General features: G+C 69.9%; 3 protein-coding genes and 1 pseudogene. 2 read left to right on the top strand and 2 right to left on the bottom strand.

All coding sequences use genetic code 11. From position 1 onward, the window contains the following. Nucleotides 1-253: pseudogene (locus MHW47_RS32365) on the top strand (hypothetical protein); the annotation flags it as partial. A gap of 53 nt (nucleotides 254-306) precedes the next feature. Here MHW47_RS32365 and MHW47_RS32370 read toward each other — a convergent pair. Together MHW47_RS32370 and MHW47_RS32375 are read right to left on the bottom strand one after the other, a co-directional pair. Further along, entirely contained in the window at nucleotides 307-1809 is a 1503-nt protein-coding gene (locus MHW47_RS32370; protein WP_239227420.1) for an RICIN domain-containing protein, read from the bottom strand. Nucleotides 1810-1853: 44 nt separating this feature from the next. Further along, nucleotides 1854-3551: a pectinesterase family protein gene (locus MHW47_RS32375; RefSeq protein ID WP_308381739.1), complete on the bottom strand. Its 1698-nt coding sequence runs from the start codon at nucleotides 3549-3551 to the stop codon at nucleotides 1854-1856. Nucleotides 3552-3571: 20 nt separating this feature from the next. On the opposite strand from MHW47_RS32375, the gene MHW47_RS32380 reads away from it, so the two are divergent. Beyond that, nucleotides 3572-4530: RNA polymerase sigma factor (locus MHW47_RS32380; protein ID WP_239227422.1), on the top strand; the 959-nt coding region annotated here is incomplete at its 3' end.

The raw sequence follows: 4530 nt of genomic DNA on the forward strand, positions 1-4530 counted from the left end.
CGGGCAGGGCGGCGCGGGCGCGCCGAACGCACGGGCCGCGCAGCGCGGCGGGCGGCAGCAGACCACGGCCGCGGTGAGCGGTCTGGTGACGGGCGTGGTCGCGCTGGCGATCGTCGCGACGACGTTCACCGTGCAGCTGGTGTACCGCGACTACTACACGTGTGTGAACGACGCGCTCACCAAGTCGGGTCAGCTGACCTGCAACGACCTGCTGCCCAAGCCGCTGGAGCCCTTCTTCGGCGTCAAGCGCTGAGGAAGGGCTCCCGGCGCCGGGCCCCGCGGTGACGCGGGGCCCGGCGTGGTGCGTCACTGCCCGATGTTGCTCTGCGGGCCGGTGTACCGCTTCAGCAGGGCCGGAACGTCCTTGGCGGCGTCCAGGGAGTAGCTGTAGTAGCGGTGCGGGTCGAAGGTGGTGCCGTTGGTCTGCTGCTTCCCGCTGGAGTTGACCACGATGGACCCGGACTGCGTCAGGGACGCGGCCGAGGTGTCGGGGTAGTACGGGTTGGCGACGTGGTCGTAGTAGCTGTTCTCGATCACGGTCTTGGACCGGCCGCGCGAGAGGTTCCCGTACGACGTGACGTTCTGCATGTAGTTGTTGTAGAGGTGGGCCAGCGCCACGTTGTCGATGCTGGGGTTGCGCTGGTTGGTGTCGTGTATCCAGTTGTGGTGGATCGTCATGCGGGCGGTGACGTTCTCCGTCCAGCCGATGCCGAAGGCCTTGTTGACCTCGCCCAGTTCGTTCCAGGACACGGTGAGGTAGCTGGTGTCCTTGCGGCTGTCGATGAGTCCGTCGTTCATCCGCTGGATGCGGTTGTGGTCGATCCAGATGTGGTCGGCGGTGTCCATCTGGATGCCGTCGTAGTCGTAGTCCTTGTCGTCCGGGTCGTCCTCGGCCATGCGCGTGTCGCGGATGGTGAGGTTGCGGATGATGACGTTGTGGGTGCCCGCCCCGAGGAAGAACCCGCCGTTGACGATCTGGCCGGAGGTGCCGACGCCGATCAGCGTCTTGTCGGACTTGACCGGGATCTCCCGGCCGTACGGGGTGACGGTGATCGCTCCGGCCACCTTGATGGTGTACGGCTCGGCCGCCCCGGCGTACTTCACCAGGTCCGCGTAGGTCTTGACGGTGACCGTCGCGCCCGCGGCGCCGCCCGTGGTGCCGCCGCCGGTGGAGGCGAAGCCGTCGGCCTTGTCCGACCAGGTCCGTCCGCCGTCACCGCTGCCGGCGACGGGCTTGAAGGTCCACTGCTTGTTGGTGTTGTGAGTGCAGGTCTCCTGGATGATCGCCGTCCCGTTGGACGTGGACGCCAGTTCGTCGGACAGGCACAGACCCGACTTCACGTTGACGATCTGCCACATGCCCGAACCGCTGGGCGACAGCTTCCACTGCTGATTCGTCTTGCCCGCGCCGCAGCCCCACTGGATGACCCGCACACCACTGGCCGTGGAACCCCCGGGCACATCCACACACTGCCCACTGCTCTCACCCACCAGCGTGTACACACCACTGCCGGCCGACTTCAACCGGAACTGCTGCCACGGCGAATCCGCCGTACAACCCCACTGCTGAAGCTCCACCCCAGCGACCCGCGAAGCACCCGGCACATCCACACACTTACCGGACTTCGCCACCACCAGCTGATACGCCGAATCCACCGCCGGCGCCGTCGCCGCCCCGGCGGAACCCGCCGTCGACACCGACACCACCAACCCCCCGGCCACCACGGCCAGAGCCGAGACCGTCCCGGCGACTGCCTTGCCCGAAGCACGCCTGTGGGACGCACGGCGACGCACGCTGTTCTGTTCCATGTCTGCCTTCCTTCGTGTACGAGTGAGCGATCCGGGGTCCGGGCTCAGCGGACCGGGTTCCAGCCGTCGGTGCCGGCCAGGTACTTCTGCGGGGTGTAGTCGGCGGCGGCGCCGTCGCTCAGCTGCGGCCGGTTGCCGTTGACGCCCGCGCCGGAACCGGTGTTGCGGTACTCGGTGAACCGGGCCTTCTTCCAGCTGTTGGCCGACATGTCGATCCACGGCTGGGCGGTGGCGACGGTGGAGCTGAGCGTCGACTCGCGGTAGAGCACCTGGGCGTCCTGGCGCCACGGGCGGCCGAGCTGGGTGCGGTTGGCGGGGGCGCCGGTGATGTTCGACTTGTAGAAGAGGAAGCCGTACTTCTTGCCGGCGTCCGTGCTGGCCGCGGTGATCGGCCCGCCGGTCGACCGCTTCTCGTAGATGGTGCAGCGGTCGAACACGATCGTGCCGCCGCCGAAGATGAAGTCCACGGTGCCCTCCACGTAGGAGTTCACCGCGTACGACCGGGCCGAGTTGTTGACCAGCAGGGTGTCCTGGTCGCCGAGGAGCCGGACGTTGTCGAGCACGGACCGGTCCGAGTTGAGGCTCATGGCCAGGGCCTGGTGGCCCGAGGGCGTGGAGCTCTCGTCGAAGTCGTTGGACACGGTCAGGTTGACGGCCTTGAAGTCGTGGCCGTCCACGAACATGGTGGCGCTGCCCGAGGTGCCGTACTCACCCGCGGAGTGGTTGTTGACGACGACCGTCGAGGACGGCCCCGAGCCCAGTCCGCGCAGCGTGACGTAGGGCTTGTTGCCGGGGATGCGCACGATCTCCCGGTAGGTGCCGGGGGCGATGGTGATCTCCACCGGCCGGGTGTTGTTCGCGGGGACGGCGTCGATCGCCGCCTGCACGGTGCGGTAGGTGCCCGAACCGTCGGCCGCGACTGTCGGCCGCTCACCGCTGCCGGCGACGGGCTTGAAGGTCCATTGCTTGTTGCTGTTGTGGGTGCAGGTCTCCTGGATGATCGCCGTCCCGTTGGACGTGGACGCCAGCTCGTCGGACAGGCACAGACCCGACTTCACGTTGATGATCTGCCAGGTGTCGCCACGGCTCGGTGTCAGCGTCCACTGCTGATTCGTCTTGCCCGCGCCGCAGCCCCACTGGATGACCCGCACACCACTGGCCGTGGTACCACCGGGCACATCCACACACTGCCCACTGCTCTCACCCACCAGCGTGTACACACCGGCACCCGCCGACTTCAGCCGGAACTGCTGCCACGGCGAATCCGCCGTACAACCCCACTGCTGAAGCTCCACCCCAGCGACCCGCGAAGCACCCGGCACATCCACACACTTACCGGACTTCGCCACCACCAGCTGATACGCCGTATCCACCGTCGGCGCCGTCGCCGCCCCGGCGGAACCCGCCGTCGACACCGACACCACCAATCCCCCGGCCACCACGGCCAGAGCGGACACCACACCGGCCACGGCCCTGCCGCGAGCGGTCATGCGTGGGGGTTCGGATCTCATGGGCTCTCGTCCCTTCCTCGGAGCGGTACCTGACAGTGCCTGCGGCGGGGAGCGCCGCGGCGAAGGGATAGGTGCTGCCGAGGGGGGACGGATAACAGAAATTTCAGAAAGTCCTGCCGGCCCGTGCACGCGGACCCCGCTCGGCGTGCGCGCGGCGGAGGGGCCCGGTGCCCCGTGCTTTACCAGCGTCTGCGGCCGTGTCAGAATCCTCGACCGGTTCAGCAAGGACATGTGCGAGGGGGGTGGAACCCATGGATCACCCCTCTTCGTCAGGAGGCAGGGACCACGGCGGTGAGCCCCGCCGCCACGGCACCGCGCCGGGTGAGCCCCGCCCCCGGGGCACCACGCCGTACGAGATGTCGCTCGTCCGGGCCGCCCAGGCCGGCGACCGGGCCGCGCTGGATGCGCTGCTGACCGGTTGCCTGCCGCTGGTTCACCGGATCACCGCACGCGCGCTCGACGGTCACGCCGACACGGACGACCAGGTGCAGGAGGTGATGCTGCACATCGTTCGCGGGCTGCCGGCGCTCCGGGAGCCCGACCGCTTCCACTCCTGGGCCGTGGCCATCGCCTACCGGCAGATCCAGCAGTACCGGCGCCGCCACCGGTTCGCCCGGGTGCGGCCCGGTCCGGAGTACGAGGTCGCGGAGCCCGCGGACCCCCGGGCCGACTTCGCGGACCGGAGCGTCGCCGAACTGGTCCTCGCCGACCAGCGCCGCGAGGTCGTCCGCGCCGCCCGCTGGCTGGACGCCGGTGACCGCCGGCTGCTCGCGCTGTGGTGGGAGGAGACCGCCGGGGTGCTGACCCGCGGCGAACTGGCCGCCGCGCTGCGGCTGCCGCGCACCCATGCCGCGGTCCGGGTGCAGCGGATGAAGGAGCGGCTGCAGGTCTCCCGGCTGATCGTGGCCGGGCTCTCGGCCTCCCCGCGCTGCCCCGGGCTCGCCGCCGCCGCCCGGGGCTGGGACGGGCAGCCGAGCGGGTTGTGGCGCAAGCGGCTGGCCCGGCACGTCCGCGACTGCCGGGCCTGTGCGTCCCGGCGCGAGGGCCTGATCCCGCCGGAGCGGCTGCTGCCCGGCATCGCCGTGCTGCCGGTGCCCGTGGCACTGCTGGCCTGGCTCGACCGCCTCCTGGGCCGGCCCGGGACCGCACCGACCGGGTCCACGGCGGAGCTGGCCTCGCACACGGTCCGGAACTCCCGGCCGCGGCTGCT

The sequence above is a fragment of the Streptomyces sp. OfavH-34-F genome, assembly GCF_022347745.1.
GTDB lineage: Bacteria > Actinomycetota > Actinomycetes > Streptomycetales > Streptomycetaceae > Streptomyces.